This window comes from Shewanella sp. UCD-FRSSP16_17 (assembly GCF_001675935.1).
Lineage (GTDB): Bacteria > Pseudomonadota > Gammaproteobacteria > Enterobacterales > Shewanellaceae > Shewanella > Shewanella japonica.
Genome location: NZ_LZFV01000024.1, coordinates 294,633 through 319,019 on the forward strand (window position 1 = coordinate 294,633; position 24,387 = coordinate 319,019).

At 41.5% G+C, this 24,387-nt stretch carries 22 protein-coding genes; 18 read left to right on the forward strand and 4 right to left on the reverse strand.

Annotation, left to right across the window (positions count from 1 at the left end; all coding sequences use genetic code 11):
- The 11 genes from mutL to A9267_RS12850 all read left to right on the forward strand — a co-directional run bounded on the left by mutL (nt 1) and on the right by A9267_RS12850 (nt 10,782).
- A complete protein-coding gene (gene mutL / locus A9267_RS12800) occupies nt 1-1,944 on the forward strand; it encodes a DNA mismatch repair endonuclease MutL (RefSeq protein ID WP_065109430.1) in 1,944 nt (647 codons plus the stop codon).
- Nucleotides 1,931-2,857: a tRNA (adenosine(37)-N6)-dimethylallyltransferase MiaA gene (gene miaA / locus A9267_RS12805; RefSeq protein ID WP_082420008.1), complete on the forward strand. Its 927-nt coding sequence runs from the start codon at nt 1,931-1,933 to the stop codon at nt 2,855-2,857. Before mutL ends, miaA begins: the two co-directional genes overlap by 14 nt.
- Before the next feature lie 88 nt (nt 2,858-2,945).
- Nucleotides 2,946-3,215: an RNA chaperone Hfq gene (hfq, locus tag A9267_RS12810; protein ID WP_055024962.1), complete on the forward strand. Its 270-nt coding sequence runs from the start codon at nt 2,946-2,948 to the stop codon at nt 3,213-3,215.
- Nucleotides 3,216-3,234: 19 nt separating this feature from the next.
- Nucleotides 3,235-4,554: a ribosome rescue GTPase HflX gene (hflX, locus tag A9267_RS12815; protein ID WP_065109431.1), complete on the forward strand. Its 1,320-nt coding sequence runs from the start codon at nt 3,235-3,237 to the stop codon at nt 4,552-4,554.
- 33 nt (nt 4,555-4,587) lie between these two features.
- Nucleotides 4,588-5,745 (forward strand): FtsH protease activity modulator HflK, encoded by a 1,158-nt coding sequence (hflK, locus tag A9267_RS12820; protein ID WP_055024960.1) that lies wholly within the window; start codon nt 4,588-4,590, stop codon nt 5,743-5,745.
- Nucleotides 5,746-5,748: 3 nt separating this feature from the next.
- Nucleotides 5,749-6,639 (forward strand): protease modulator HflC, encoded by an 891-nt coding sequence (gene hflC / locus A9267_RS12825; protein ID WP_055024959.1) that lies wholly within the window; start codon nt 5,749-5,751, stop codon nt 6,637-6,639.
- A gap of 397 nt (nt 6,640-7,036) precedes the next feature.
- The gene (gene petA, locus A9267_RS12830) at nt 7,037-7,627 is read left to right on the forward strand and encodes a ubiquinol-cytochrome c reductase iron-sulfur subunit (protein WP_055024958.1); all 591 of its coding nucleotides are present in this window, start codon (nt 7,037-7,039) and stop codon (nt 7,625-7,627) included.
- A complete protein-coding gene (locus A9267_RS12835) occupies nt 7,627-8,841 on the forward strand; it encodes a cytochrome b (protein WP_065109432.1) in 1,215 nt (404 codons plus the stop codon). The genes petA and A9267_RS12835 overlap by 1 nt, the downstream gene beginning before the upstream one ends.
- The gene (locus A9267_RS12840) at nt 8,841-9,584 is read left to right on the forward strand and encodes a cytochrome c1 (RefSeq protein ID WP_065109433.1); all 744 of its coding nucleotides are present in this window, start codon (nt 8,841-8,843) and stop codon (nt 9,582-9,584) included. The genes A9267_RS12835 and A9267_RS12840 overlap by 1 nt, the downstream gene beginning before the upstream one ends.
- 95 nt (nt 9,585-9,679) lie before the next feature.
- Entirely contained in the window at nt 9,680-10,309 is a 630-nt protein-coding gene (sspA, locus tag A9267_RS12845; RefSeq protein ID WP_065109434.1) for a stringent starvation protein SspA, read from the forward strand.
- On the forward strand, nt 10,309-10,782 hold the full coding sequence (locus A9267_RS12850; protein WP_055024954.1) for a ClpXP protease specificity-enhancing factor: 474 nt from the start codon (nt 10,309-10,311) through the stop codon (nt 10,780-10,782). Before sspA ends, A9267_RS12850 begins: the two co-directional genes overlap by 1 nt.
- 153 nt (nt 10,783-10,935) lie before the next feature.
- Here the strand turns inward: A9267_RS12850 and A9267_RS12855 are convergent, their stop codons facing one another.
- Entirely contained in the window at nt 10,936-12,198 is a 1,263-nt protein-coding gene (locus tag A9267_RS12855) for a hypothetical protein (RefSeq protein ID WP_065109435.1), read from the reverse strand.
- Between the two features lie 181 nt (nt 12,199-12,379).
- On the opposite strand from A9267_RS12855, the gene A9267_RS12860 reads away from it, so the two are divergent.
- From A9267_RS12860 to A9267_RS12890, 7 genes are all read left to right on the forward strand, one after another.
- Nucleotides 12,380-12,952 carry an anthranilate synthase component II gene (locus A9267_RS12860; protein ID WP_065109436.1) on the forward strand — a complete coding sequence of 191 codons (573 nt, stop codon included), beginning with the start codon at nt 12,380-12,382 and terminating at the stop codon, nt 12,950-12,952.
- Nucleotides 12,953-13,094: 142 nt separating this feature from the next.
- Nucleotides 13,095-15,578 (forward strand): S9 family peptidase, encoded by a 2,484-nt coding sequence (locus A9267_RS12865; RefSeq protein ID WP_065109437.1) that lies wholly within the window; start codon nt 13,095-13,097, stop codon nt 15,576-15,578.
- 144 nt (nt 15,579-15,722) lie between these two features.
- On the forward strand, nt 15,723-16,865 hold the full coding sequence (locus A9267_RS12870; protein ID WP_065109438.1) for an HDOD domain-containing protein: 1,143 nt from the start codon (nt 15,723-15,725) through the stop codon (nt 16,863-16,865).
- Nucleotides 16,866-17,202: 337 nt separating this feature from the next.
- Nucleotides 17,203-18,420, forward strand: coding sequence for an aspartate aminotransferase family protein (locus A9267_RS12875; protein ID WP_065109439.1), 1,218 nt, complete (start codon nt 17,203-17,205; stop codon nt 18,418-18,420).
- A gap of 109 nt (nt 18,421-18,529) precedes the next feature.
- Complete coding sequence (gene astA, locus A9267_RS12880) at nt 18,530-19,549, forward strand: arginine N-succinyltransferase (protein WP_055024948.1); 1,020 nt, start codon at nt 18,530-18,532, stop codon at nt 19,547-19,549.
- Between the two features lie 11 nt (nt 19,550-19,560).
- Nucleotides 19,561-21,021 carry a succinylglutamate-semialdehyde dehydrogenase gene (gene astD, locus A9267_RS12885; RefSeq protein WP_065109440.1) on the forward strand — a complete coding sequence of 487 codons (1,461 nt, stop codon included), beginning with the start codon at nt 19,561-19,563 and terminating at the stop codon, nt 21,019-21,021.
- A 66-nt stretch (nt 21,022-21,087) separates the two neighbouring features.
- Nucleotides 21,088-21,888 (forward strand): DUF1338 domain-containing protein, encoded by an 801-nt coding sequence (locus A9267_RS12890; RefSeq protein ID WP_065109441.1) that lies wholly within the window; start codon nt 21,088-21,090, stop codon nt 21,886-21,888.
- Between the two features lie 118 nt (nt 21,889-22,006).
- Here A9267_RS12890 and A9267_RS12895 read toward each other — a convergent pair whose 3' ends face one another.
- The 3 genes from A9267_RS12895 to A9267_RS12905 are packed head-to-tail and all read right to left on the reverse strand — an operon-like array spanning nt 22,007 to nt 24,358.
- The gene (locus A9267_RS12895) at nt 22,007-23,359 is read right to left on the reverse strand and encodes a sensor histidine kinase (RefSeq protein WP_065109442.1); all 1,353 of its coding nucleotides are present in this window, start codon (nt 23,357-23,359) and stop codon (nt 22,007-22,009) included.
- On the reverse strand, nt 23,356-24,030 hold the full coding sequence (locus A9267_RS12900; protein WP_055024944.1) for a response regulator: 675 nt from the start codon (nt 24,028-24,030) through the stop codon (nt 23,356-23,358). Before A9267_RS12900 ends, A9267_RS12895 begins: the two co-directional genes overlap by 4 nt.
- Nucleotides 24,011-24,358 carry a PepSY domain-containing protein gene (locus A9267_RS12905; RefSeq protein WP_055024943.1) on the reverse strand — a complete coding sequence of 116 codons (348 nt, stop codon included), beginning with the start codon at nt 24,356-24,358 and terminating at the stop codon, nt 24,011-24,013. Before A9267_RS12905 ends, A9267_RS12900 begins: the two co-directional genes overlap by 20 nt.
- Between the last annotated feature and the right edge of the window lie 29 nt (nt 24,359-24,387).

The window sequence follows — 24,387 nt, forward strand, 5'->3', positions numbered from 1 at the left end:
ATGGCTATTCAAATTCTTCCTCCACAACTTGCCAACCAAATTGCAGCAGGTGAAGTGGTTGAAAGACCTGCATCAGTTGTTAAAGAGTTGGTAGAAAACAGCTTAGATGCAGGTGCAACCCGTGTTGATATCGAAATCGATAAAGGTGGCAGTAAACTCATTCGAATTCGCGATAATGGTAAAGGTATTGCTAAGGCGGAGCTTGCGTTGGCGCTTTCTCGCCACGCTACCTCAAAAGTACATTCTCTTGATGATCTAGAAGCTATTTTAAGTTTTGGGTTTCGTGGTGAGGCATTAGCCAGTATTAGCTCTGTCGCTAGACTCAGCCTAACATCTAAGCCTGCAGATCAAAGCGAAGCTTGGCAAGCCAATGCGGCAGGCTCGCAAATGGATGTCAAAATTACCCCTGCAGCTCATCCAATTGGTACAACAATTGATGTCGTCGATTTATTTTTTAATACGCCAGCGAGACGGCGTTTTTTAAAGAGTGATAAAACTGAGTTTACTCATATCGATGAATGGCTGAAGCGGATTGCCATTGCGAGAACCGATGTACATTTTACCTTAACTCATAATGGTAAACTAATACGTCAATATCGCCCTGCGAATACTGAAATACAGTATAAACAACGGTTAGGACAAATTTGTGGTCGCAGTTTTGCTGAGCATGCCTTGCACTTGGCTTGTGAACATGACGGTTTGAGCTTAAGCGGATATTTACAAGCGCCAAGTGATACACAGGTGACCGATAGCTTTTATTTTTATGTGAATGGCCGATTGGTACGTGATCGCTTAGTAAATCACGCAGTCAAACAAGCTTTTGGACGTTTTGATATTCAGCATCAACCTGGTTATGTATTGATGCTTGAGATTGATCCTCATCAAGTCGATGTGAATGTGCATCCTGCAAAACATGAGGTGAGATTTCATCAAAGCCGGTTGGTTCATGACTTTATCTTGCAAGCTTTACAATCTGTGCTGCAGCAAATTACAGAATTACAATTGTCACCTGAAATCAATGATCGAAATAATGATAATCGCAATCATAGTAGCGACACCGCTTATACTCATGTTGATGGCACTCATTCATCACCGGTCAATCAAGTGTCGTCATCAAAGCCTGTTCAGCAACACACAGGTTCTCAGGCAAGTTCGTATTTGTCTGAAATAGAGCAGCAACAATCAGCTGTTCAGCATCAACCTCGAGAGCAAAGTCGAAGTCAATATGGCAGTGTCTCAGTACCAGCTCAAGGCTATCAAAATAGTGGCGGGCAATATGGCGGTGGTGGTTCAAAAGCAGTCGATTCAGCGGAGATAACCCCAACAGCAATTGCTAACTATGGTCAATTACTGCAAACAGAACATGAAAATAGCTCATTAACACAAATTAATGAAGTTAATATTTCAGCGGTTTCTACCATGCCTCAGCTGCTTGATGGCCGTTATTGGGTCATGGTAAAAGAACAGCAGTTATTATTAATCGATATAGTCCAAGTTTCTGTTATTGTTGCTAAAAATGAAATATTCAAAAAATTGAAAACTGGGTTGGTAGGGCAACCTTTACTCATGCCTGTGTCAATTCAAGCTGATCTAGATTGGAAAGAGTTACTAGTTGAGCGAGATATCTTACTAAGAAAACTGGGTTTAACCCTTTCAATTCGCTACCAACAGTTGATAATTAAGAATGTGCCCCCATATCTAAGAGATAGCCAGTTAGCCGTATTAATCCCAGAATTACTTCAATGGATTAAAGCTGATACGCCTACCGACGAAGCGTTAGCGTTATGGATTGCTCAGCATCAAAAGTCAGCTTTTCTTTCTGCATCGCAATTATGGCAACAGTATTGTCAGTTAAGTGATGAACAACAAGCTGCGTTATTATCAACAGCACAATCTTTACCGTGGCAAACTTGGCTAGAAGAGAATAAAAGTGAACCAAGCTAAACAACCCAAAGTATTGTTTTTAATGGGGCCAACAGCCTCAGGCAAAACCGCTTTAGCCATAGAGATGGCGCAGCACCATAACTGTGAAATTATCTCAGTTGATTCTGCGTTGATTTATCGGCAGATGGATATTGGTTCTGCAAAACCTGATGCCGATGAACTTGCATTAGCACCACATCGTCTTATCGACATTTTAGACCCGAGTGAGTCCTATTCGGCTGCCGACTTTAGACGTGATGCACTGCACGAGATTGAACAGATCATTGCCCGTGGTAAAACCCCATTATTGGTGGGCGGAACAATGATGTACTTTAAAGCACTACTTGAAGGTTTATCTCCTTTACCTGCTGCTGATGAAGCGATTAGAGCACAAATCTTAGCCGAGGCCGAAACCCACGGTTGGGATTTATTACATCAACAGTTATGTGATATTGACCCTGTGGCTGGTGAGCGTATTCACCCTAATGATCCACAACGATTATCTCGTGCTTTAGAAGTTTACAGAATAACAGGTAAAACCATGACTGAGTTGAGTGCAACTAAGTCACCAGCTTTACCTTATGATGTAGTGCAATTCGCTATTGCACCACTTGATAGAAAAGTATTACATGAATTAATCGCAAAACGATTTAAACTAATGATGCAACAAGGGTTTATTGAAGAAGTTCAGCGATTAAAAGAGCGAGGCGATTTACATTTAGACATGCCATCTATGCGCTGTGTCGGATATCGACAATGCTGGCAATATTTAGATGGTGAATTTGATCGTGATACTTTGGTAGAAAAAGCCACTGCTGCCACTAGGCAATTGGCGAAACGTCAATTAACATGGTTGAGAAGCTGGCCAGATTTACATTGGCTCGAAAGTGGTGCCAAAGGAAATTTAGTTACACTTATACAACATTCAGGCTAGATTAATCGCTGCTGCTGTATAATACTCAAACTAAACAATAAAACATTATTCAAAAAATTTGTTTTGAAAATAAAAAAAGGAAATTGAAATGGCTAAGGGGCAATCTTTACAAGACCCATTTTTGAACGCTTTGCGTCGTGAACGTGTACCAGTCTCAATCTACTTAGTGAATGGTATTAAGTTGCAAGGACAAGTTGAGTCATTCGACCAATTCGTTATTTTGCTAAAAAATACAGTGAGCCAAATGGTTTACAAGCACGCTATTTCAACTGTTGTACCAGCTCGTCCATTCAATGTGGCGACTCAAGGTACTCAAGCTGGTTATACTCAGCACGATGAAGCGCCTGCATCAGAATAATATTTAAGGAGTTTGCTACTTGTTTGATCGCTATGAAGCGGGTGAAACCGCGGTGCTTGTTCACATTGACTTTTCTGATGACGACCGCAGAGAAGACATAACCGAGTTACAATTATTAGTCGAATCAGCAGGTGCACGCTCTGTTGGTGTTATTACCGGAAGTCGACGTTCACCGGATCGAAAGTTTTTTGTTGGTACAGGTAAAGTTGAAGAGCTAGCTGCCATGGTAGCTGCTACTGAAGCGAATGTAGTGATTTTTAATCATGCTTTAAGCCCTGCACAAGAAAGAAATTTAGAACAAATATGTGAATGCCGCGTATTAGACCGGACAGCACTGATTTTAGATATTTTTGCTCAACGAGCGAGAACACACGAAGGTAAGTTGCAAGTGGAGCTAGCGCAATTGCGCCACATGTCGACACGCCTTATTCGTGGTTGGACTCACTTAGAGAGACAAAAAGGTGGTATTGGTATGAGGGGGCCGGGTGAAACCCAGCTCGAAACTGATAGACGTTTACTTCGTGGACGCATCAAGAGTATCAACCGTCGCCTTGAAAAAGTAGACAAACAGCGTGAACAAAGCCGTCGTTCCCGTAAACGCAGTGATTTATCCACTGTGTCATTGGTAGGGTATACCAATGCTGGGAAATCGACTTTGTTTAATGCGCTGACAACTTCTGAAGTTTATGCAGCAGATCAATTGTTCGCAACACTTGATCCGACTCTGCGTAAACTCGACCTGCCTGACGGTGCCGTTATCTTAGCGGATACTGTTGGGTTTATTCGTCATTTACCTCATGACTTAGTCGCAGCTTTTAAAGCCACACTGCAAGAAACTCGACAAGCTGACTTGTTATTGCATGTTGTTGATTGTGCTGATGAGAATATGACGGAAAATTTTGATCAAGTTCAAAATGTACTTGAAGAAATTGAAGCAGATACTATTCCACAGTTGGTGGTTTGTAATAAAATCGACTTACTGGAAGACTTCGTGCCTCGCATCGACTATTACGATGAGGGGATGCCTGAACGAGTTTGGGTATCTGCCCAAAAACAAATTGGATTTGAATTGCTGCTGCAGGCTGTCAACGAGCATATCGGTGAAGTCATTGTAGAGCATACATTGAAAATACCAGCTACGGCTGGGCATTATCTTGGTCAGTTTTATCGACTGGACGCGATACAGCAGAAAGAGTACGACGATCTGGGGAACTGTATTTTGTCTGTTCGTTTATCGGATGCCAATTGGCGTCGATTAACAAAACAGAGTCAAGGCGAATTAGAAACGTTTATATTTGAGACTTCACAAGAAGACTCTGATGTAAGCGTTACTTGCTAATAACATTTATTTCATCCACTTATGGAGTGCTAAATGGCTTGGAATGAGCCCGGTAACAAGGGAAAAGATAAAGACCCTTGGGGAAACAAAAACGGTAACGACAAAGGCCCACCAGATCTAGACGAAGTATTTCGTAATCTTTCTAAACGCTTTGGCGGTGGGAAAGGTGGTTCAGGTGGATCGTCAAGTCCTTCATTTAACTCAACCAGCATTATTGTTGTTTTAGTTATTGGTTTATTAGTGTGGGGCGCTTCAGGTTTTTACACCATTAAAGAAGCTGAACGTGGGGTCACCTTACGTTTCGGTCAGCATTCTGGCGAAGTTGGGCCAGGTTTACATTGGAAAGCCACGTTTATTGACGAAGTTTTCCCTGTAAATATTAAAGCTGTTCGTTCGATCCCTGCTTCTGGCAGCATGTTAACGTCTGATGAAAACTTAGTAAAAGTTGAACTAGACGTACAGTATCGTGTTGACGATGCATACTTGTATCTATTCAGTGCTGTAGACGCTAATGCAAGTTTAAGTGAAGCTACGGACAGTGCATTGCGTTATGTCATCGGTCATAACACTATGGATGACATCTTGACAACGGGTCGTGATGCAATTCGTCGTGATACTTGGGCTGAACTTGAGCGTATTCTTGAGCCGTACCAACTTGGTTTATCGATTCAAGATGTCAACTTCTTACCTGCACGTCCACCTGAAGAAGTGAAAGACGCATTTGATGATGCTATTTCTGCGCAAGAGGATGAGCAACGTTTCATTCGTGAAGCAGAAGCTTATGCGCGTGAAATTGAGCCTAAAGCTCGTGGTCAAGTTGAGCGTATGGCACAGCAAGCAAGTGCTTACAAACAACGTGAAGTCCTAGAAGCTGAAGGTAAAGTAGCTCGATTTGAACAGTTGCTACCTGAATATCAAATGGCTCCAGAAGTGACTCGTAAGCGTCTATACCTAGATGCAATGCAAGAAGTCATGGCTGACACCAACAAGGTACTTATTGATACCAAGAACAATGGTAACTTGATGTATTTACCGTTAGATAAAATGATGGATAACCAAACTAAACGTACTGCGGTTGAGCCTGTTGTTGAAACACACGTTAACACACCGTCAAATAACTCGTTTAATTCATCGATGCCGCTTGATGGCCGTCCAACTCGCGAAGCTCGTTCTCGCCAAGGGAGGGACTAACTCATGGGTAGATTAGGACTTATAATACTCGTTATTATTCTTGGTATTGGTTTTTCATCTGTGATGATTGTGAACGAAGGCGAACGTGCCATTGTTTCTCGATTTGGTGAAATTCTAAAAGATAATGTCGACGGTAATTCGGTAACTCGTGTACTTAAGCCAGGACTTCACTTTAAAATCCCTGCGATTGATAAAGTTAAGTATCTTGATGCGCGTATCCAAACCTTAGATGGCGCTGCAGACCGTTTTGTGACTTCTGAAAAGAAAGATCTGATGGTTGATTCATACGTTAAATGGCGTATTAGTGACTTTGAAACTTTCTACCTATCTACTGGTGGCGGTAATAAAGTGACTGCAGAAGATCTACTTCAACGTAAAATCAATAACGATTTACGTACTGAGTTTGGTCGTCGTACCATTAAAGAGATTGTTTCTGGTAAGCGTGATGAACTGCAAAATGATGCATTAGAGAATGCATCAGAAAGCTCTCGTGATCTAGGTATTGAAGTCGTTGATGTGCGAGTTAAGCAAATTAACTTACCAGCAAACGTCAGTAGCAGTATCTTCCAGCGTATGCGTGCCGAGCGACAAGCTGTTGCTAAAGAGCATCGTGCACAAGGTAAAGAGCAATCTGAAATTATTCGCGCCACAATTGATGCTGATGTAACTGTTAAAGTTGCAGAAGCTGAACGTAAAGCGTTAACCATTCGAGGTGAAGGTGATGCACTTTCTGCTAAAATTTATGCAGATGCATTCAATAAAGATCCTGAATTTTATGGTTTTTTACGTAGTCTTGAAGCTTACAAAGAAAGTTTCGCAGGCAACAGTGACGTAATGGTATTAGAACCTGATAGCGATTTCTTCAAATATATGAAATCGATTGACGGTAAATAAATACTGAAATCTGATAAAAAAACCCGGTTTGTGCCGGGTTTTTTTATGTCTAGCGTTTTTCATTGAAAAAAATTGATTTTCTCTGCTTTAGTTAGTTTGATCAGTTATAACTAATTTAGATTGAAAGTATTTCATTAAAAATTATTCATTAACAATAACTTATAAAAATCACTCCTGCATTTAATGTCAAAAATGCGTTAAAAAGGCTGTGTGTTTTTTGTACGCCATAAAAAAAACATACAATTCCCGTAACTTAGTTGTGTGTTTTACTATGATCTGGTTCTAATTTTTCGCTATAATGAGCCCCGCCTCAAAGTATAGATTTAGCGATTAGTGATTCTAATGTTGCTAAGTTATTAAAATATAAGAATTCCAACACCCTCTGGGAGATAAGTGGATGAGCAATGCGCCAGTCGATACCGGACGCCGCAGATTCCTGACAGCCGCAACCGCCGTAGTAGGCGGAGCTGGTGCCGTCGCTGTAGCGGTGCCTTTTATCAAGTCATGGAATCCGAGCGCTAAAGCGAAAGCTGCAGGTGCACCGGTTGAAGTAAATATTAGTAAAGTAGAGCCAGGCCAGTTAATTCGTGTTGAATGGCGTGGTAAACCTGTTTGGGTTGTGCGTCGTACTGATGCCATTTTAAGTGAGTTGCCTAAATTAGATGGGCAATTACGTGATCCTGCTTCTGAAGAGTTACAACAGCCTGAATACGCAGCTAACCCTGCTCGTTCAATTAAGCCTGAGTTCTTCATTGCAGTCGGTATTTGTACTCACTTAGGTTGTTCGCCAACTTACTTGCCTGATTCTTTTGGCGAGCAAGTCGAAGGTGTTACGGCTGGTTTCTTCTGTCCATGTCATGGTTCTAAGTTTGATATGGCTGGCCGAGTATTCCAGGGTGTTCCAGCACCATTAAACCTTGTCGTTCCTCCACATCAATATGTTGATGATGGCACGGTACTAATCGGTGTAGATACGGGAGCTGCGTAATGGTTAAGAATATTGTTGATTGGATTGATGCTCGCATCCCAATGTCGGCGACGTATAATCGCCACGTTGGTCAATATCCAACTCCAAAGAACTTCAACTTTTGGTATTTCTTTGGTTCATTAGCATTACTTGTTTTAGTTAACCAATTACTGACTGGTATCTGGTTAACAATGAATTACGTACCAACAGCAGAAGGTGCGTTTGCTTCTGTTGAATACATCATGCGTGATGTTGAGTACGGCTGGTTATTACGCTACATGCACTCCACTGGCGCCTCTGCCTTCTTCGTGGTGGTTTATCTTCACATGTTCCGTGGTCTTATCTACGGCTCTTACCAAAAACCAAGAGAGTTACTTTGGTTATTCGGTATGTTGATTTTCCTTGTACTTATGGCTGAAGCCTTCATGGGTTACTTGCTTCCTTGGGGACAAATGTCTTACTGGGGCGCGCAGGTAATTATCTCTTTGTTTGGTGCAATTCCATTTATTGGTGATGACTTAACATTGTGGATCCGTGGTGACTATGTTGTTTCTGGTGCTACGCTAAACCGTTTCTTTGCATTGCATGTTATTGCACTGCCTTTAGTGTTAGTTGTATTAGTTTTCCTTCACTTAATTGCTTTACATGAAGTGGGTTCAAACAACCCAGATGGTGTTGAAGTTAAGAAGAATAAAGATGAAAACGGATGGCCAGTTGATGCTATTCCTTTCCACCCTTATTACACAGTGAAAGACATCATGGGTGTGGCCGGTTTCTTAATCGTGTTCTGCTATGTGTTGTTCTTTATGCCTGAAGGTGGCGGTTACTTCCTTGAAAAGCCAAACTTTGAAGCGGCTAACCCAATGAAGACCCCTGAACATATTGCTCCGGTTTGGTACTTCACACCGTTTTACGCAATTTTACGTGCGATTCCAGACAAGCTATTAGGTGTTGTCGGTATGGGTCTTGCGATTGCGGTACTGTTTGTACTTCCTTGGTTAGATCGCTGTAAAGTTAAATCTATCCGCTACCGTGGCTTGATTCACAAGATTAACATTGCACAATTTACTGTGTCTTTCTTAATCCTAGGTTACTTAGGTGCTGTTCCTGCAACACCGACGTTAACGATTGTGGCTCGTATCTTTACACTTACTTATTTTGGTTTCTTCGTTGCACTGTGGGTTTACAGTAAAAATGAGAAAACAAAACCGGTTCCTACGAGGGTGACACACTAATGAAAAAGTTATTAATTGCATTAGTTGCTTTGTTACCAGCGCTAGCGATAGCTGCAGGTGGCAACAATGAGTTTGTTAAAAATCCTGAGCAAGCAATTGACCTACATGATAATGAGTCATTAGAACGCGGTTTGAACTTATTTCAACAATATTGTTCTGGCTGTCACAGTACTCAATATCAACGTTACGGACGAGTAGCTGAAGATCTTGGTATTTCTGTAGATGATATGCGTCAAAAGTATATGTTTACGGATGCTAAAATCGGTGAGTTGATGGAAAATGCTATCCCACCTGAAGATGCTGCAAAGTGGTTCGGTGCTGCTGCTCCTGATTTAACATTGGTTGCACGTGTACGTGGTCAAGATTGGGTTTACTCGTACCTTAAAGGTTTTTATAAAGATGAAAGCCGTCCATTTGGTGTAAACAATAGCGTGTTCCCACTTGTGGGTATGCCACACGTATTGCAAGATTTACAAGGTACTGCAACGCCTATTTTCGAAACAGTGGAAGAAAATGGTGTTGAAGTACAAAAGTTAGTTGGCCTAGAACCGGCAACTGGCGGTAAATTAAATGCCGAAGAGTATGATCAAGCGATACGTGATCTTACTGGTTTCCTTGTATATTCTGCAGATCCAGTGAAACTAGAACGTGAAGCTTTAGGATGGTGGGTACTCGGATTCTTGTTTATTTTCTTCATCATTGCTTACTTGTTGAAGAAAGAATACTGGAAAGATGTGCACTAGACACGAATAACGGGTAAAATACATTATTCGCATACTTTAAACGAGGGGCTTAGCCCCTCGTTTGTTTTGTTTTTTCCGTTTTCTGGAGGGTAACAATGGCTGTAGCTGCCAACAAACGCTCTATCATGACACTGTTTTCGGGTGCCGATGATTTATATAGCCACCAAGTACGTATCGTCTTGGCTGAAAAAGGTGTAACTGTTGATGTTTTGCAGGTAGAACCGAGTGAGAAGCCTCAAGAGTTACTTGATGTTAATCCATACAACTCAGTACCAACTCTAGTTGATCGTGAATTAGTTTTGTATGAATCTCGCATTATTATGGAATATTTAGATGAGCGCTTCCCTCATCCACCATTAATGCCTGTTTACCCTGTTGCACGTGGTCAAAGTCGCTTAATGATGCACCGTATTGATACAGACTGGTATGTACTAGTTGATCGTATCYGTAAAGGTGATAAAGCTGACGCTGCGCGTAAAGAGTTAACTGATAGCTTAGTCGCATTAGCACCAGTATTTGCTGAAATGCCATACTTCATGAGTGAAGAGTTTGGTTTAGCTGACTGTTACTTAGGCCCGCTATTATGGCGTTTACCTGAGTTAGGTATCAATTTAGATGTTCGCACATCTAAGGATATCCATGCTTATATGACGCGTATATTTGAGCGTGAGTCATTTAAAGCATCGTTAACTGAGGTTGAGCGCGAAATGCGCATGGGTATGTAATGAAAGCGATTACGCCTAACCGTCCATATTTGTTGCGGGCTTATTATGAGTGGTTGATGGACAACCACTTTACCCCACATGTTGTTGTGGATGCATTTGTACCGGGGACTCAGGTACCACAAGAGTTTGTTAAGGACGGTCAAATTGTTCTTAATATCGCAGGTGGTGCAGTAGGAAACCTACAAATGACCAATGAATTCGTGGAATTTAATGCACGTTTTGGTGGTGTACCTCAGCAAGTTGTTTTACCTATGGCGTCTATCGTTGCTATTTATGCTCGAGAAAATGGCGCAGGCACTGTATTTGATATGGAAGATGCTTACATGGCAGAAGATGAATCTTTAGATTCAACGCCTCCGCCACGTTCTTTCTCTGCAGTTGAAACAACAGAAAAAACTGAAACAACAGAAGAAAAACCTGCTGTTACAGCTGAAAAACCAAAAGGGCGAGCTCACTTAACTGTTGTTAAGTAATAGCAACTAACATATCAGTGTTTGCTATTTATTGCCCATGAGTTCATAAAAAACCAGTCCTTAGAGACTGGTTTTTTTGTTATTGGGCTTAATCATTTTTATTAGACTTAATCGTGTTATGGGACTTAGTCGTTTTGATTATTTGTGCTTAATCTACAAGTAATTATTGGCCAACCTTGTGAGCTTATAGGCCGTTTTCAAGCTGCTATTTTCCAAGTTATCATTATCTGTCTCAAGCTGAAAGCGGCTAACAATGGCTAAGTAAGCCGTTAACTTGTCTGTATCTTGGGCGAGCGCTAACTGAGTAACAGGTTTGACTAAGGGCTGATAAGGATGCCTAGCATGCATTGTTTGCTTAATACCAAGTGGATCCCATTCAGTACAAAGGCTAATCGCTACCTTTTCATGTAAACGAATTAATGCTGCTTCATCTAATTGTGGCGTATCTAACGTAGAAACAATTGCGTCTAGCAAGTTTTCTGTGCCCTCTGCTATGCATTCTTCTGCACTCGGTTGGTCGATAAAACAAAACTCTCCAAGACTCATTTGAGCGTCCTGTGCAGATTCAACATCAAGGGATTTTTTACGACCTTGGTGCCAAGCAAAACTCACTAGAGGATAGTCTTGTTTTGCGGGGTTGTAATTAATACAAACCAGTTGCTCATTGATAATATCGGGGTAGGTGTCTTGGGGATAATGACCAATGACAACAGGGACCTTGAGTGCTGAATGAGGGTGCAGTTCGGTTAGTGTCATGGTTGGGTAATCAAGACAGGTTGCAATGAGCTTATGTAATGGATGCTGAGAGTCAAAGGCGGCAGGCCAAAACTGTTGCGATAAACTGTTTGGCTGAGCATCATTTGATGCTTCACCAGTGAGGTACGCATTAAGGCTTTTAATCACTTTATCATCCCAACAGGCATGGATTGCACGTATGTGCCCAAAGTCCATGTATATTGGTAATGCCATAAACCAATCTACCCATTCAAATAACAGCGCTTGCGAGTGTTGTAATTCTTGATTGAATAATGGTGCACTAGAGGCTTCAAGGTAGGGATTATCAGTAATTGGGTGATGTTTACTCCAACCTATGACTTCATATTCGTGTTGCCCAAGTAAACAATAAGCATGGCCTTTATCGACCAATAATTTGACCATTTTTAGCAGTGCTAAATGTTCAATCTCAGGCTGAGAGTCTGTTGTCGCCGAATCACAATGATCCGAGTTTGCGTTGTGAGTGTGCTTTGCTAATAAATTCCCACAAAATACTAACTTCACAAATTGTATACTGGACTCGGGATCGTCAATATCGAAATCTATCTCAGTGAGTAACTCAGTTAATTTATCCAGACGCCCATAGACATCGCCAATAAAGTATAAGCTGACATTGCCGATTTCTTGTATGTGGGTTTGCATGTAATTTTAGTCCAAACAGGTAACGCATTTATTAAAAAGATTATAACCTAGCTACTCATCGTTACAGCCATTAAATTCTTAGTTGAGGCTAAAAGCTTAAGTGGAGAAAAAAGCTATGCTATTATCCGCCAATTCTTAAACGACTCATGTTTTATATGGCGCTTAATTGCCGGGACTCTCGATGCTGTTGATGATTGATAACTATGACTCATTTACCTTTAATCTGGTGCAATATTTCCAGCAGTTAGGTTATGACATCATCGTGAAAAGAAATGATGAAGTCACGATTAGTGACATTGAGGCAATTAACCCGAGCCATTTAATCATTTCACCAGGCCCGTGTTCTCCCAATGAATCAGGTATTTCGCTCGCTGCAATTGAATATTTCGCAGGAAAGCTGCCGATATTGGGTGTGTGCTTAGGTCATCAAGCTATAGCTCAGGTATTTGGAGCTAAAGTCATCAAAGCGGCCAGAGTAATGCATGGTAAAACAAGTGCTATTACGCATAGTGAAACAGGTTTATTTACTAAACTAAATCAACCCTTAACAGTAACTCGATATCACTCTTTGCTCGTTGAATCGTTACCGGAAAGCTTTGAATTAGATGCTTGGTATGATGATCCCATTCATGGGCGAGAAATTATGGCTATGAGTCATAAAACGCTGCCGATTTACGGAGTTCAATTTCATCCTGAAGCGATTCTGACTGAGCAAGGTCATGAACTGCTGGATAACTTTCTTACGCTAAGCTAACTTCTGTTACAACTTTACTGAAAAATCCCCACAAATATTGTCATTATTTGTGATATAAAAGGCGAATAATAAAAGTACTTACCAAATGATTTAACGTTTAGGTGAGAATATTTCAGCCATCTTTGATGACAAGGGATTTAATATGACCAGGCTTCTGCGTAATGCGGCGCTGAGTGCATTATCAATTGCAATTATTTCAGGTTGCAGTGCTACAGCAAACAACAGTGACTCTTCTACAGTAACCAATCAATCAGCCAGTGCTTCAGTTCCATTAGCGATGCCACCACAAGCTGACAAGCCACTCACATTAAATCAAATTATGGCCAATCCTGATTGGATGGGTTTATTGGCTAAAAACGCTTATTGGGCAGACGATAGTCAATCGGTGTACTTCAATCGTCAGCAACACCAATCACCTATTGCTGATGTATATCAACAGGGTGTTAATGATGAGCAGGCTCAGTTACTTGGCTTAAATCAATTGCATCTTGCTGATCAAAAGCACGGTGTGCTTAACGCTGATAAATCAAAAAAAGCCTACCTTTATCAAGGCAACATTTTTGTAAAATCACTTGCTAATGGCGAAGTGAAACAATTAACTCGTCAGAACAACGCCATTAACTCAGTTCAGTTTTTAACAGATGGTGCACTTGCATATATGCAAGGCAATAGCGTGTTTAAATTACACCTTAATACCGGTATGACTGAACAATTAGCTGATATTCAAATGGCGAAAGCACCAAAAGGTGTGGTTGATCCTGATACTTATATTGCAAAGCAGCAACATAGATTAATTGAGTATGTGGCTTTACAGCATTCAAAGAATAAAACCCGTGCGGAGTATGCTGAAGAACTTGCTGCAATAGATCCCACTTTTGCTGCTAAGACTTGGTACTTAGGTGACAACGAAAAAGTTAATCAGATGAGTTTGTCAGCAGATGGTCGCTACCTAGTGGTGTCATTATCTGATAAAAATTATAGCTGGCGTGCTGATCATGACATTATGCCTAACTACCTTGGCAAAGATGGTTATGTAGATGCCGTACCTGCGCGAGCACGTGTTGCTGAAGATAGTTACCCTGGTGAGCGTTTAGTTATTCTAGACCTTGTTGAGCATGCTAAAAAAGAAGTCACAATCGAAGGTTTAACTGGTTTTGATGAAGATGTATTGGCATCGGTAAAATCAGAAAACGCAAAGGCAAAGGGTGAGACGTATAAAAGTAAGCCTGCGCCTCGAACTGTACAGTTAATGCAAGACTGGGGTTGGGATCAATCTGCAATTCAATGGCACGATACTGACAATAAACTGCTCGTCATGATGGAAGCGGTTGATAACAAAGATCGTTGGATCGCCAGTGTTGATTTAAGTAATGGCAAGTTAATCACAGAGCATCGCTTACATGATGATGCATGGATAAACTATACCTTCAACCAGTTTGGTTGGGTACCAGGTACAAATAGTTTCTATTACTTATCTGAAGAAACGGGATACTCTCAGCTTTATGTTAAGTCTGAGGGCAAAACCACACGCTTAACGCAAGGTGATTATGTGGTTGATCAAGTCACATTGTCTCCTGATGCGACGCACTTATATTACCGTGCAAACAAAGAACATCCAGGAACATATAATGTGTACCGAGTGGAGTTAGCTTCAGGAAATACTGAGCAGTTAACACAGCATACAGGTACATTAGACTATGAGCTGAGCCCTAATGGTCAATCATTATTATTAACTGCGTCAACAGCGATTAAGCCCAACGAATTGTTTATCCAACCAATCGGTGGTGAAGCAAAGCAGTTGACTAATTACACCAGCAACGCATTTAGTCATTATGCATGGCAAGCGCCAAAAGTGGWTAAAGTACCATCGAGTCACGGTGCAAAAGATATCTATGCGCGAGTATATGTGCCGCAAGGTTACGATGCTAATAATGCATCGAAATATCCTGCCGTTATTTTTAACCATGGTGCTGGCTATTTACAAAATGCCCACAATGGATTTTCTGGTTACTTCCGTGAGTTCATGTTCCATAACTTGCTGACTCAGCAAGGCTATGTTGTGATGGATATGGATTATCGTGGCTCAAAAGGCTACGGTAGAGATTGGCGTACAGCCGTTTATCGTAATATGGGACACCCAGAAGTCGAAGACTTAAAAGATGGTGTGAACTGGATGGCTAAAAATGCCAATGTTGACGCTGCTAAAGTTGGCACATATGGCGGATCGTACGGTGGCTTCTTGACCTTTATGGCGTTGTTTAATGAACCTGAGTTATTCCAAGCGGGCGCGGCTTTACGCCCTGTAACTGATTGGGCTCATTATAATGCTCCTTATACTTCTAATATTTTAAATACGCCTGATGTGGATCCGATTGCTTACGAACGAAGCTCACCGATAGAGCACGCTCAAGGATTAGAGAAGCCATTATTAATTATGAGTGGTGTGTTGGATGATAATGTCTTCTTCCAAGACAGTGTACGTCTAGTACAGCGTTTAATTGAGCTGGAAAAGCCGATGTTTGAAACGGCTATTTACCCTGTAGAACCACATGGGTTTAGACAGCCATCAAGTTGGTTGGATGAATATCGTCGTATATACAAATTGTTCGAGCAAGAGCTTAAATAATTGTTCAACTTAATTGATTAGCAAGGCTCCCTAATGGGAGCCTTTTTTATTGCTAAGACAGCTTTAATCGCTCAATTGTTACAAAATGAGGCCGATATCATTTATCATCACTCATAATTCGAAAAATCAGAAGGTTTAAGCACAGTGGCAGTGTCGGTAGCGGGCGGAGTAAGGCCCGGTAAAGTAATTGAAGTGGAACGTCGATTATATAAACAACTGATCGTTGGGAAAGAAAAACTAACCCAGCAGTTTGATGATCGTGATAAACAATTAGAAGATGATGCTAATAAGTTGGAAGTTGAGCGCCAAGCCATTAAAGCCCGCATGGAAGAACAAGCTAAAGCTCAGCAGATACTGGCACGGATTTCCCAACAATTGTCTAAAACTGTCAATAATTCGCTTGAGCATCAGATTAACTCACCACAACAAATGCTTGAACAATCAGGCATTGAAGAGTCTCAAGTGTTGTTATTGGACTTATTGCTGAATAAAGACCCTGATTTACGTCGCATACGTCCACTCGTGGAGAATATATCTTGGCTATATACTGACTTAGTTAACTTAATTAATAGTCCAGCCTCAAGCCACAGACGACCACAACGCTCTGAAGTTAAAGTCACTGATATAAAATTGGTATTGAACTACATTGGCATTGAAAACCTACAAGCTGTGATCCCCTACTTTTGCCTGCGCAATTGGTTACCAAGTGGCAATGCTAATCTTATTTGGATCACGCGGAAATTATGGCGCTACAGCATGATGAGTGCGATTGCTGCTAAGGCTTTAGCTGTGCTACATGGAAAAAATGTAGCATTGGTTTACAGTGCTTCTTTGATGAAGCAGCTCGGTAGTGCGACGATTCTTAACTCCGCCGCGAGACAATTTGAGACGACATGGGGAACTTGGCTTAGGGAAACCAGTGCTAAAGGCGATAAGACGCTTTATGATGCTGTAATGGCCTCTGAATTCCCGTCAATGGATGTATTTGAGAAAGTGATGTCATATGGTGAGCAGCTTAATTGGCAAATACTGGATTTATTAGAATTTGAAAATAGTAAATTAACAAAACTACTTAAAGAGCTCGATTTTAATTACCACTTTAGTGAGTTCTCGGCAGAGAGCGCAATTGTTGCAAAGGCCAGCTGTTATGCCAAAGTGCTTTTGTTGGAGGAGTCTCGCCTAATTGATCCTCAAGAAAAGCGTGTCATGTTCGATTATTATGAGTTTACTGAGCAAGAACTCATCAGACTGAAAGCGCAAAACTACCGCAAACTGGATCTTGTTTAATCGGCCTTATTTCGTATAAAGACTTGCTATTCGCCTGTGTATTTATTCATTTATGGTGAATAGCTAAGTAATTTTCATTCAAATAACTTTTTTTATGACTATTTATGCTCAAATTAAGCAGTATAAACACTTTGTATGCGCCTTTTTGTCATTCTTTATGCATTAATCATTTCGGTAATGAATAGTTAACAGCTAAAAACTGGTATTTTGATCACATTTTAGCTAATAATGTCCTTCAAGTAATACAAGCAACCGCTACAACACGAAACCAAAACCAATATAGATAGCGGACTAGAGTGATGTTTAGTCACTTATAAACCTAAAGGAACGAAAAGCAATGAGCGTTGAAATGAACTTAACACGTGCCCAATTTGATCAAGTTATGGTGCCTAATTATGCGCCTGCAGCTGTAATCCCAGTTCGCGGTGAAGGTAGCCGAGTTTGGGACCAAGAAGGTAATGAGTTTATTGATTTTGCTGGTGGTATTGCAGTGAACTGTTTAGGTCATTGTCACCCAGCATTGGTTGGCGCCCTCAAAGAACAAGGTGAAAAACTGTGGCACCTATCTAACGTAATGACGAATGAGCCTGCACTTGAACTAGCGACTAAGCTTGTCAATGCAACATTCGCAGAACGTGTTTATTTTGCTAACTCTGGTGCAGAAGCAAACGAAGCAGCACTAAAATTGGCTCGTCGTTACGCACTTGAAAATCACGGTCCACAAAAAGATCAAATCATTGCATTTGATAAAGCTTTCCATGGCCGTACTTTCTTCACTGTGACCGTGGGTGGGCAAGCAGCTTACTCTGATGGCTTTGGCCCTAAGCCACAAAGCGTTACGCACGTACCATTTAATGACATCGCCGCATTAGAAGCGGTTATCTCAGATAACACGTGTGCCATTATGCTTGAGCCATTACAAGGCGAGGGCGGGATCATCAATGGTGACCCAGAATTCTTAAAAGMAGTGCGTGCTCTAGCTGATAAGCATGATGCTTTAGTTATTTTCGATGAAGTACAAACTGGTGTAGGTCGTACAGGTGAGTTATTTGCTTACATGGGGACTGATATCGTACCTGACATCTTAACCAGTGCTAAAGCATTAGGTGGTGGTTTCCCAATTGCTGCAATGCTAACCACTGCCAAAATTGCAGCACATCTTAAAATTGGTACTCATGGTTCAACATACGGCGGTAACCCTTTAGCGTGTGCTATCGGTAATGCTGTGATGGACGTGGTTAATACCCCTGAAGTATTAAATGGCGTTAAGCACCGTGAGCAATTGTTCCGTGACGGTTTAGCAGCAATTAACGCTAAATATAACGTATTCTCTGAAGTGCGTGGCCAAGGCATGTTACTTGGTGCCGTGTTAAACGAAGAGTATGCTGGTCGCAGTCGTGATTTCCTTGTTGCGTCTGTTGCTGAAGGTCTAATGAGCCTGATTGCTGGTGCTAACGTAGTGCGTTTTGCGCCGTCTCTTGTTATCCCTGAAGCTGATATTGCTGAAGGCTTAGCGCGTTTTGAACGTGCAGTAGCTAAAGTAGTAGCAGGTTAATCTATCTATTGGCGCAGCGTTAAGCTGCGCTTTTTAGTTTGGATTGCCAATGAAATGAAGTGAGTGTTGCTCATGTCATTTTTTATTTGGTTATTTCAAGGAGAGTTTGATGCTAATCATTCGACCAATTCGCGCCAGTGATTACGATGCTCTATACAAAGTAGCTGTTGAATCAGGCCACGGGTTTACCTCCCTACCTGTGAACGAAGAGCTATTAAGATCGAAAATCGCTCGTGCAGAAGCCTCTTTTGCCAAGCAAGTTGAGAAGCCTTTTGATGAAGGCTATTTGATGGTGCTTGAAGATCTTAAAACCAATGAAGTTGTCGGTACCTGTGGTATTGAAGCTGCCGTTGGAATGGAAGATGCGTTTTATCATTACCGCTTAGGTACTGAAGTGTACCATTCAAAGCAAATATCAGTGCGTAATGAAGTTGAAACACTCACCTTATGCCATGACTACACAGGCGCTGCTGAGTTATGTACGTTATTTCTCAATAAAGCTTACCGTCGTGGTTATAACGGTCGTATGCTATCTCGTTCTCGCTTTTTATTCCTTGCTCAACATGAGCAACGTTTTGGTAGCACAGTGATTGCTGAGATGCGTGGTGTAAGTGATGAGAAAGGCGACTCACCTTTTTATGAGTGGTTGCAAGACCATTTCTTAGGTATCGACTTTGTTGAAGCTGATTATTTATCAGGTTTGGGCAAAAAAGCCTTTATGGCTGAAATGATGCCAAGAAGCCCAATTCATGTGTGCTTATTACCTAAAAAAGCGCAAAAAGTGATTGGTGAAGTTCATCGTAATACTAAGCCCGCACTCAAACTACTGCAGGCTGAAGGGTTTAAATTTAGAAATTACGTCGATATTTTTGATGGCGGCCCGACAGTTGAATGTGCTTTATCTGATATTCGCTCTGTTCAACAAAGCCGTGAGCTGACCGTCAAAATTGGCAAAATGCCACATGCAGATCATCAATACATCGTCGCTAATACATTATTAGCGGATTATCGTGCGACTTCTGCACGAGTCTTAGTCTCTGATAAACATGACAATGTCACGCTTAGCCCTGAATTGGCAGAAGCATTAAAAGTGGCAGCAGGCGATAATATTCGCGTACTAGAACTTTAGGACACAAACAAATGACACAATTTATTAAAGGCCAATGGTCTCATGGTGAAGGCCATGATGTGACTTCTGTAAACCCTGCAAATGGCGAGGTGATTTGGAGCGGTAAAACAGCGACAGCGGCCCAAGTTAATACAGCAATCGATGCCGCAAGAGCCGCACAGTTTGATTGGTTCATGTTAGGTTACGATGCTCGCTTAGCGATTGTTGAAGCGTATCGAAGTGAACTTGAAGCGCACAAAGCAGAATTGGCTGAAGTGATTGCTCAAGAAACAGGTAAGCCGCAGTGGGAAACAGCTACTGAAGTCGGTGCAATGATTGGTAAAATTGGTTTGTCTGCTGCAGCCCATGATAAGCGTACAGGTACAGAAACCAATGATATTCCGGCAGGGCGTGCTGTTCTTCGTCATAAGCCACATGGAGTTGTTGCTGTATTTGGTCCTTATAACTTCCCAGGCCATTTACCTAATGGTCATATCGTTCCTGCATTGCTTGCAGGTAATACCGTGGTATTTAAGCCTTCAGAGTTAACGCCAAAAGTGGCTGAAGAAATGCTTAAATTATGGGAAAAAGCAGGTTTACCACAAGGTGTGATTAATCTTGTTCAAGGTGAGCTTGAAACAGGTAAAGCATTAGCATCGCACCCTCAAATTGATGGTTTATTCTTTACAGGTAGTTCTCGTACTGGCCACTTATTGCATCAGCAATACGCAGGTCATCCAGGTAAAATTCTTGCTCTTGAAATGGGGGGGAATAACCCACTCATTATCAAGGATGTGAATGACACTAAAGCGGCCGTGCACGATATTATTCAATCTGCTTATATCTCATCAGGTCAGCGTTGTACCTGTGCTCGTCGTTTATATGTGCAAGATGGTGCAGCGGGTGATGCATTGATTGAGCAGCTAATTAGCGCCATTAAGCAAATTAAAGTGGGTAGCTGGAATGCTCAACCACAACCATTTATGGGCTCAATGATTTCAGAAGGCGCAGCAAAAGGTATGGTTGCAGCCCAAGCTGAACTACAAGCCTTAGGAGGCCAGTCTTTAATTGAATTAACACATGTTGAATCAGGTACTGGTCTTGTTACACCTGGTCTGATTGATGTTACTGCCATTGCCGAACTGCCTGATGAAGAATATTTTGGCCCGCTGTTACAGCTTGTAAGATACCAAGATTTTGACCAAGCGATTGATATGGCTAATAACACACGTTATGGCCTGTCTGCAGGTATTTTGGCTGACAGCCGTGAAGATTATGACTACTTCTTAGCACGTATTCGTGCCGGTATTGTTAACTGGAACAAGCAAATTACAGGTGCATCAGGATCGGCTCCATTCGGTGGCGTAGGTGCTTCTGGTAACCATAGAGCAAGCGCATTTTATGCTGCTGACTATTGTGCTTATCCTGTTGCTTCTGTTGAAGCTGACAGTGTGAGTTTACCTGCTAATTTAAGCCCAGGACTATCAATCTAGTATTGGGTGACGCTGACTTAAGGCAATGACTTTCGGTCATTGCCTTTTTTAAAGAAGGATTTTTTTATGCACACTGACGTAAATGCATTATTTGCTGCTCTTTGGCAAGATTACATTAACATGACCCCATCAGCAGACAGCATTCACCAATTGCTAAGCAAGGGTGAGCCGATCATTAATGATCATATTGCGCTGCGCACGTTTAACATTGCTAAAGTTAATTTGTCTGTACTGGCTGCACATTTTGAGTCAATTGGTTATGTAGCTTGTGGTGACTATAATTTTGAGCAGAAAAAATTAGTTGCTAAGCACTTTGAACATCCAGATCCTAATCAGCCAAAAGTGTTTATCTCTGAACTGTTAGTTGAAGAGTTTAGCCAAGCTGCACAAACCATTATTCATGGCTTAATTGATCAAGTTGATGTTGCAGATACTAAAGCGGATAACTTCTTATATTCAGGCCGTCATTGGCGAGTTGATTTGGCCAGCTATAACACCTTACTAGCAGAAAGTGAGTATGCTGCTTGGGTGGCTGCGATTGGCTACCGTGCAAACCATTTCACTGTGTCGATTAACGCATTACCTGAGTTTGAAAAAATTGAAGCCGTTAATGAAGCGCTTAAAGGTGCTGGCTTTACATTAAATACATCGGGTGGCGAAGTGAAAGGCTCGCCAGAAGTGTTACTTGAGCAATCTTCAACAATGGCTGACCGCATGGTGGTTGACTTTGCTGATGGTGAACTTGAAATCCCAACCTGTTTTTATGAGTTTGCACGCCGTTACCCAATGGCTGATGGCAACTTATATACAGGCTTTGTGGCGGCATCTGCAGATAAGATATTTGAAAGCACTAATGCTGCTGGGTAAGTCATCGACATACCAACACGTGTAATATAAAAGCCCTGGTAGTGCACTATCAGGGCTTTTTTGTAATTTAACTTTGTATTGAGCAGGCTAGAAAAGCGATTCGGCTAATACAATAAGGTTAACTTAGCGTTTTGACTTTGGGGTTATCAAACACAATCGTGACACAAAGGCCGCCAAAGCGCGCTGAGCGACTAAATGATAAAGAGTAACCATACTGCTCTATAATCTCTTTTACGATAGACAGGCCAAGCCCATGACCCATTACGCCCTCATCTAACCGTTTCCCTCTGTTAGTTAGTTGGGTTAATTGGCTATCATTGACACCTGGACCATCATCTTCGATGTATAGTGTGAGCACTTGATTAATCGATTTTATTGTTAAACTAATATTTGATTCTGCCCATTTATAGGCGTTATCGAGTAAGTTACCAAATAACTCCATTCCATCTTCTCGATGGATAGGCAGTCGAGTGATATCTGTTTCAACCTGAATGTCGCAGGTAATACTCTTTTGATGATGAACCTTATCTAACGTTGAAGTTAATGCTTCAAAGTCTCGTGGAATGACCATCTGAGCTGCTGGCAACATATCACCAGTAATTCTGGCTGCAGTGAGCTTTCGCTCAATCATATTGCGGATTTGGTCTAACTGCTGCTGCATCGCTTCGGCTGCTTCAGGGTTAGACAGACCAAGCACTTCTACCTGTTGTTGCATCACGGCTAATGGGGTTTTTAATCCATGACTCAAATTACCGAGGTTATTTCGGCTACGTTCAATTTGATTGGCAGTGTAATCAAGCAGTTCATTGTAAGTTTCAGCGAGCGGCTTAATTTCAACGGGTATTTGATTAAGCTCAAGTGCATTAATTTCACCTTGGCGTAATTTAGCTAAGGAATCTTGGATATATTTAACCGGCTTAAATGATTGGCGTAAGATAATAAAAATACCAAAAATCATCGCTGATAACATAGCGATATTGATGGCCAATTTAGTGCCAAATACTTCACTGAAGACCCGTCTGCCAATACTTAAATCTTGTGCCACAGTTAACGTGGCCACTTTATCACCGCTAGTTGAGCCAATGCCTATAGATAATAACTGCATGTCATTATTTTTTGGGCCTTTGGCTTGCCACACTCGAGTTTGATTTTGTGCTAACAGTTCAATATCAAGCTGAACATCCCACAAAGAGCGTGAGCGGATCACTTGGTTGTCAGAGTTGAATTGAAAGTAGCGACCTGAGTATGCGGGTTTGTAAAAGCTGGATAATTCATTCTGATCTATGATGATTTCGCCAGAGTTGATGTGACTGGCTAGAATGATGTGCTCTAAATCTTCTTCAAGACGATTGATGATGGAGTCGTGAAAAGCTTGTCGCAGCATGGACTCAAACAAAATGAGCCCAATAACTGTTGCAATAATAATGAGTCCGCTAAGCCAGAGACTTAGCTTACTGCGGATTGAAATCATTCTACGATGCCGTGAAAGATATATCCTTGGCCACGACGAGTTTCAATAGCTGTTTTACCGAGTTTTTTACGTAAATGAGTCACGTAAACTTCGACCACATTAGACTCTTTTTCATCATCAAACTGGTAAAGTTTGTCGGTCAGCTGGGCTTTGGACAACAACTTTTTAGGCGACATCAGGAATATTTTTAATAATCTAAATTCCATTGCCGTTAGCTCATAATGATTTTCACCGATGTGGACTCTTTGCTCAGCTTCATCAAGAGTAATGCCGCCATAGCTTAATTGTTTTGACGCGGTATTGAGTCGGCCATGGGCACGATGGATAAGGGCTTGCACACGTGCTAATAACTCTTGCGCATGGAAAGGTTTTGCGAGGTAATCGTCAGCACCTGCATTGAAGCCTTCTACTTTCTCATGCCACTGGCTACGTGCTGTCAGCATTATTACTGGTGTGTCGATGCCTTTTTCTCGCCAAGATTCCACTAGCGTTAGGCCATTACCATCGGGTAAGCCAATATCTAAAATGACACAGTCGTATTGTGTTTCTTTTATTAGGTAATCAGCTTCAACAGCTTTGTCGGTAACATCGGTGACATAGCCAGCTTGTTTTAGTTGTTTTTCAAGCTCAGCAACTAAAAGGGTATTATCTTCAACGAGTAGCAGTTTCATTTATTTGGCATTCACTTGGTAGTTGGTCCATTGACTCTGGCATCCCATTTGTTGCATCGAGAAATAAATGGATGACATGCCCTTTTTTTAACTTTAATTGCAAATCATAACGCCATTTATCATCCTCTTGATAGAGGCTGGCATCAATTAATTCACCATCACAGTATTGTGCAAGTAAAGTAAGGGAATAATCAAGTGATTGAATGCTACCTGATGTGACCAAGCGCTGAACTTCGTCATGTTGAAGCTCATTTTTAATTGCGTGAGCGGGTAGGGAACTGAGAGTAGTTACAATAACGCTGATAAGTAGCACAGATAGCTGCCTCATCGGAAAGACTCCCATAAAAAAAGTGATAA